The organism is Phocaeicola coprocola DSM 17136 (assembly GCF_000154845.1).
GTDB classification, from domain to species: Bacteria; Bacteroidota; Bacteroidia; order Bacteroidales; family Bacteroidaceae; genus Phocaeicola; species Phocaeicola coprocola.
Window position 1 is genome coordinate 876 of the sequence record NZ_DS981456.1, and the last position, 5356, is coordinate 6231.

General features: G+C 42.4%; 12 protein-coding genes. 10 read left to right on the plus strand and 2 right to left on the minus strand.

What is annotated here, in order from left to right; translation table 11 throughout:
• Positions 1 to 325: 325 nt before the first annotated feature.
• The 7 genes from BACCOP_RS03935 to BACCOP_RS03965 all read left to right on the plus strand — a co-directional run bounded on the left by BACCOP_RS03935 (position 326) and on the right by BACCOP_RS03965 (position 2988).
• Positions 326 to 577, plus strand: a complete 252-nt coding sequence (locus BACCOP_RS03935) for a hypothetical protein (RefSeq protein WP_004295507.1) — start codon at positions 326 to 328, stop codon at positions 575 to 577.
• On the plus strand, positions 574 to 849 hold the full coding sequence (locus BACCOP_RS03940) for a type II toxin-antitoxin system YoeB family toxin (protein ID WP_004327436.1): 276 nt from the start codon (positions 574 to 576) through the stop codon (positions 847 to 849). The genes BACCOP_RS03935 and BACCOP_RS03940 overlap by 4 nt, the downstream gene beginning before the upstream one ends.
• A gap of 10 nt (positions 850 to 859) precedes the next feature.
• Entirely contained in the window at positions 860 to 1057 is a 198-nt protein-coding gene (locus BACCOP_RS03945; protein ID WP_007209655.1) for a hypothetical protein, read from the plus strand.
• 181 nt (positions 1058 to 1238) lie between these two features.
• The gene (gene mbpA, locus BACCOP_RS21325) at positions 1239 to 1538 is read left to right on the plus strand and encodes a mobilization protein MbpA (protein WP_004327437.1); all 300 of its coding nucleotides are present in this window, start codon (positions 1239 to 1241) and stop codon (positions 1536 to 1538) included.
• The gene (mbpB, locus tag BACCOP_RS03955; RefSeq protein WP_007560590.1) at positions 1535 to 2329 is read left to right on the plus strand and encodes a mobilization protein MbpB; all 795 of its coding nucleotides are present in this window, start codon (positions 1535 to 1537) and stop codon (positions 2327 to 2329) included. The genes mbpA and mbpB overlap by 4 nt, the downstream gene beginning before the upstream one ends.
• Entirely contained in the window at positions 2286 to 2738 is a 453-nt protein-coding gene (mbpC, locus tag BACCOP_RS03960) for a mobilization protein MbpC (RefSeq protein WP_004295511.1), read from the plus strand. The genes mbpB and mbpC overlap by 44 nt, the downstream gene beginning before the upstream one ends.
• A 19-nt stretch (positions 2739 to 2757) precedes the next feature.
• Positions 2758 to 2988, plus strand: coding sequence for a hypothetical protein (locus BACCOP_RS03965; RefSeq protein WP_007560596.1), 231 nt, complete (start codon positions 2758 to 2760; stop codon positions 2986 to 2988).
• 38 nt (positions 2989 to 3026) lie between these two features.
• Here the strand turns inward: BACCOP_RS03965 and BACCOP_RS03970 are convergent, their stop codons facing one another.
• The gene (locus BACCOP_RS03970; RefSeq protein WP_007560598.1) at positions 3027 to 4031 is read right to left on the minus strand and encodes a replication initiation protein; all 1005 of its coding nucleotides are present in this window, start codon (positions 4029 to 4031) and stop codon (positions 3027 to 3029) included.
• The gene (locus tag BACCOP_RS03975) at positions 3982 to 4167 is read right to left on the minus strand and encodes a hypothetical protein (RefSeq protein WP_007560600.1); all 186 of its coding nucleotides are present in this window, start codon (positions 4165 to 4167) and stop codon (positions 3982 to 3984) included. Before BACCOP_RS03975 ends, BACCOP_RS03970 begins: the two co-directional genes overlap by 50 nt.
• Before the next feature lie 464 nt (positions 4168 to 4631).
• Here BACCOP_RS03975 and BACCOP_RS03980 point away from each other — a divergent pair, with 464 nt between their 5' ends.
• The 3 genes from BACCOP_RS03980 to BACCOP_RS03990 all read left to right on the plus strand — a co-directional run.
• Positions 4632 to 4883 carry a hypothetical protein gene (locus BACCOP_RS03980; RefSeq protein ID WP_004295507.1) on the plus strand — a complete coding sequence of 84 codons (252 nt, stop codon included), beginning with the start codon at positions 4632 to 4634 and terminating at the stop codon, positions 4881 to 4883.
• Entirely contained in the window at positions 4880 to 5155 is a 276-nt protein-coding gene (locus BACCOP_RS03985) for a type II toxin-antitoxin system YoeB family toxin (protein WP_004327436.1), read from the plus strand. The genes BACCOP_RS03980 and BACCOP_RS03985 overlap by 4 nt, the downstream gene beginning before the upstream one ends.
• 10 nt (positions 5156 to 5165) lie before the next feature.
• The coding region (locus BACCOP_RS03990; protein WP_007566546.1) for a hypothetical protein at positions 5166 to 5356 on the plus strand (191 nt) is incomplete at its 3' end.

Consider the following 5356-nt stretch of genomic DNA (forward strand, 5'->3'; position numbering starts at 1 on the left):
GTGAAATAGCAGTCAAAAATTCGTAGTAAAGTGTTAAATAGATTGGGTAAATTATTGGATTTCAGCATAATTTTTAGTTAAAAAAAAAAAGCTGATAAGCATATAAACAAGTTATGCTTTATAACAAGTCATTGATTTTTTACGGATAAGTGGTTGATTTACTGTCGGAAAAAGAAAAACAATAGGGGAAAAAAGCAAAGCAAAACCAACCAACGGGCGGTAGGACTGTGAACGGCTTTTTATGGCGTGTACACATTTGTGTGCAAAAAGTTTGTATTTTATTGAAATATAGCTATCTTTGTACTGAATTTAAAAGCAAACAGATATGGAAGCATTATCAGTAAGAGAATACCGTAACAACCTCGCAGCGTCTTTCACCAAAGCTGACAATGGCGAGCAGGTACTAATTCGCAGGAAAAACGAGATTTACGCTTTGGTAAAAGTTGGTCGTGAAGATTTGATGATAACCCCGGAACTGCAAGCAAGGATTGACAAGGCAAGGGAAGAAATCAAATCCGGAAAGTGTGTTACCCTCAAAAGCAGTGAGGATATTGATGCTTATTTCGACAGTCTATGATGTACACAATTAGGGTTTCCGACGGGGTGGATAAGGTGATTGCCAAATGGAAGAAATCAAACCCCAATTTGTTCAAGAAGTATAAGAAAATCTACAAAGAATTGTTAGAGCACCCTAAGACTGGGCTTGGGCATCCCGAAGCGTTAAGGGGCGGTGGGGATATTACATGGTCTCGACACATTACCGCCCATGACCGGATAATCTATGACATTTACGAGGAAGTGGTAGAGGTCTACATTTTGGAGGTAGAGGGGCATTACAACGATAAATGATAAAACTGTTATGGTCGAATATTGTGTTTACTGGTTAGAGAACGGCGAGCCTATGCACGAGGTGTTCTCTAACCTTGCCGCCGCCGAGATGTACTCATGTGCGATAAGAGGGAAAGAAAACGTTGAATGGGTGGAGGTGTCCGAAGAAGAAGCCATTGATTTGGACGAACTGAAAGACATGTTCCCGGATGACTTCTGCGGCGTGTAATCCCCTTGGGTAGAAATTGTTAGGCTGTGGGGGATTTTCTAACATGCCTGGGCTTTTTGCCGGGCGGTTGGCGTGGATGTATTCCCATGCGGCATGTGTATATATAGCAAGAAGTGTCCTTGTCGGACAATTCTTGCTTTTCTCGCTTTGCTCAAAAAGATTTTAAGATTACCTTTGTGGCATGGAACTAAGACGGAACGAAAAGATTACATTCCGATGTACCGAACTTGAAAAGGACGCACTTGCGGAGCAGGCAGCCCGGTGCAGTCTAAGCGTATCGGAATACTGCCGGAGTTTGTCCCTTGGGGGGCGCCCAAGGGAGAGGTACACCGAGGAGGAACGGCAGCTTCTCCGGGACATAGCCCAGTTGAAAGGAACGCTCCAACGGCTGAACAACTACTTCGGTGGTCGCCAGTACCGGGAAGTGTTCGAGGAGAACCGGGCACTAATTACAGAGCTCAAAAAAATACTCTCACGATGATAGGGAAAGGGAAAAGCATATCACATGGTGTGGCGGCATTGGAGTACGACCTCGCCAAAGAGATAAACGGGCAGGCAGTAGCCACCGAGATAGCCCGGCATGAACTTTATGGGTGTACTGGTGCGGAAATGGTGCAGGAAATGAAACCGTATCACATTGATTTTCCGAACGTAAAAAACAACTGCCTACGTTTCGAGGTCAGCCCCTCGATAGAGGAAAGCGCCACCTTTACGGATGCGGACTGGGCGGAACTTGGTAACGACTTCATGCAGCGCATGGGGTTGGCGAACCACCAGTACATCATCATCCGGCACAGCGGTACGGAGAGCAAGAAAGAGCAAGCCCACCTGCACATACTGGCAAACCGGGTTTCCCTTTCCGGGGAACTGTACCGGGACAACTGGATAGGGAAAAAGGCAACGGAAGCCGCCAATGCCATAGCCAAGGAACGGAACTTTGTACAGTCGCAGGACATTGGCAAAGTCAACAAAGCGGAAATCAAGGAAGCCATGGACGGCGTATTGAAGAAGATGCAGGGCTTTGACTTTACCAAATTCAAGGAAGAACTTGGTAAGAGAGGTTTTAAAGTCCGGGAAGCCAGGGCAAGCACCGGGAAACTTAACGGCTACTATGTCACAGCCCGAAGCGGTACGGAGTATAAGGCAAGCGAGATAGGGAAAGGCTACACTCTCGCCCATATCGAGCGGACACAAAGCAAACTGAAGTGCAACTCAATGAACATATCTCATGGAAACAAACTCACACCCGGAAGCGGCAGCTTCCAACGTTAAGCAGGGACAGTACAGCCCCCGGAAAAGAAAAGACACAACGCCAAGGGTAAACCCGCAGCTTGCGGTAGAACTGGTGTATCAAGAACTAAAGCGTGTTGAAGTCTATACGAAGCGCATAGAGGACGCAACAGCCCGAAAGGTACAAATAGACGGGAAAAGCCTTGAAAGTGCCGAAAATCGCCTAAAAAACGTATTGGCGGACTTTGAACGGCAGGGGTATAGAATGAAAAACGGCGGTTATGTGGACAAACGAATTTCGTTCTACTCAATCCTTTGTGCTGTTATCTCCCTATTGTTCGCTTGTTTCATGTGCTATCTTTGGACGGATGCAGCCAAAGACCGGGACAACTACAAGCAGTATTATGAATACTACCAAGAGCAGGCAAGGGAACAAAAGGGGAATAAATAAACATCTAACTTTACGAATTATGGGAACAGCGGAACACGAAGAACCCCGGTTCTTCTTCATACTGAACAAGGGTGCGAAGTCCGGCGGCGAAATCACCCATGCCGTCCTAAACGGTAGTATCGTTTCGAAGCCGGCAGGCTGGGACGCCTTTCATGGGCTTGTACTGGCGAAAGAGAAACTAAGCAGCGAGGAAATACAGCGGCAGATGAAAGAGCTTGGTGTAGAAATGGAAATCGTTCCTCTGATTTGACAAGATTACCCCGGTATATTTCAGCCGGGGTAATCTTGTCACTTATCCTTGATTTTCCATTTAAGGGCATTTATAATCCACCCTTTTGGATTTGTTTTTGTCCTTGATTTTCCTCTAAGTATGGCGAGTTCTGTCATGATGTCTGGAAGTTCCATTTGTGCTGTTACAAATAAATCCCGGTTGTTTTTGATTTCTTTATCGGAGAACTCCAAAGATGTTTTTAAGTAACTTATCACTTGCCTACCTAAATCCCATGAAAGCCCGGTTTGCTTTTGTAGCTCTTTTTTGTATAGCTCTGCATCACGATGCTCTGGCTTGAATATTGGATAGAAGTTGAAACTTACAATTTTTTTCCCTTCCTTGTTTGCGGACCATTCGAATGTATAAGGACTTAGTTCGTCCAGCTCATTTTTTGCAGGTTCAATTACTTTCCGGACAAAATCGTTTGTCTTTGCGTATTTATCTTGTACTTTAAACATTTCTTTGAGCTGTTCAAGTGGATAGATTAGTTTTGTTTTCTGACCGCTTAAAAGTTCGTAGAACCGCATAGAATATACACTCTTAAACTTCATCGCAGTGGCTAATTCGTATTTGCGAAACCCTTTTGAAAAATCTAAGCAGCAGTCCCATATGTGTGAGTCTATTTGGAATGATACAACAGATGAACGCTTCTTTATCTTTGGCAATGCAATAATAGAAATGCTTATCCATTCTTTTTCATCCTCATAGGTAAAGATTTTCTTTTGTAGAGATAACAGTGCTTGTTTTACACGTGTGTAGTTTTCATCACTTTCTCCATTTAGCAATGAAGCAATAGGCATTGTGATGTGAACGGTATCAAAAAGTGTGTGTTCTATTTTTTTACAATCAGTTGCAAATCTAACTCCTTGGAGTTCACCTTGAGCCATTTCTACAATTCTATAAAGTATGCGCTTCTCATAAACGGAAAAGTCATACTTGGCTGTCGTCATAATATAGCTTTGTATTTGGTCTTTATTGACGACTGTTACACTGTTGTTCTTCTGTTGTTTCGTTTTCATCATCTACACGAAAGGATAAAATACTGTTGGCTTTATCTATGTGAGGAGCGTATATTTCAGAAAATTTTGCGAGGATAGAAATTGCGTTTTTAACCCTTTCAAATTCTTCTTTCTTAAAATGAACTATGATTTTCTTCATCCTTTATTGATTATTAGTATGTTGCGCAAATATAATAAGTAATTACGACTTGTGCAAATGAAAATCGTAGATGATGCAAAATAACATTCAAAAAGTCGTATTTGGAAGGGAAAATAACATTCAAAAAGTCGTAGTAATGTGTTAAATAGCATTCAAAAAGTCGTAGTAATGTGTTAAATAGATTGTGTAAATTATTGGATTTCAGCATAATTTTTAGTTAAAAAAAAAAGCTGATAAGCATATAAACAAGTTATGCTTTATAACAAGTCATTGATTTTTTACGGATAAGTGGTTGATTTACTGTCGGAAAAAGAAAAACAATAGGGGAAAAAAGCAAAGCAAAACCAACCAACGGGCGGTAGGACTGTGAACGGCTTTTTATGGCGTGTACACATTTGTGTGCAAAAAGTTTGTATTTTATTGAAATATAGCTATCTTTGTACTGAATTTAAAAGCAAACAGATATGGAAGCATTATCAGTAAGAGAATACCGTAACAACCTCGCAGCGTCTTTCACCAAAGCTGACAATGGCGAGCAGGTACTAATTCGCAGGAAAAACGAGATTTACGCTTTGGTAAAAGTTGGTCGTGAAGATTTGATGATAACCCCGGAACTGCAAGCAAGGATTGACAAGGCAAGGGAAGAAATCAAATCCGGAAAGTGTGTTACCCTCAAAAGCAGTGAGGATATTGATGCTTATTTCGACAGTCTATGATGTACACAATTAGGGTTTCCGACGGGGTGGATAAGGTGATTGCCAAATGGAAGAAATCAAACCCCAATTTGTTCAAGAAGTATAAGAAAATCTACAAAGAATTGTTAGAGCACCCTAAGACTGGGCTTGGGCATCCCGAAGCGTTAAGGGGCGGTGGGGATATTACATGGTCTCGACACATTACCGCCCATGACCGGATAATCTATGACATTTACGAGGAAGTGGTAGAGGTCTACATTTTGGAGGTAGAGGGGCATTACAACGATAAATGATAAAACTGTTATGGTCGAATATTGTGTTTACTGGTTAGAGAACGGCGAGCCTATGCACGAGGTGTTCTCTAACCTTGCCGCCGCCGAGATGTACTCATGTGCGATAAGAGGGAAAGAAAACGTTGAATGGGTGGAGGTGTCCGAAGAAGAAGCCATTGATTTGGACGAACTGAAAGACATGTTCCCGGATGACTTTTGCGG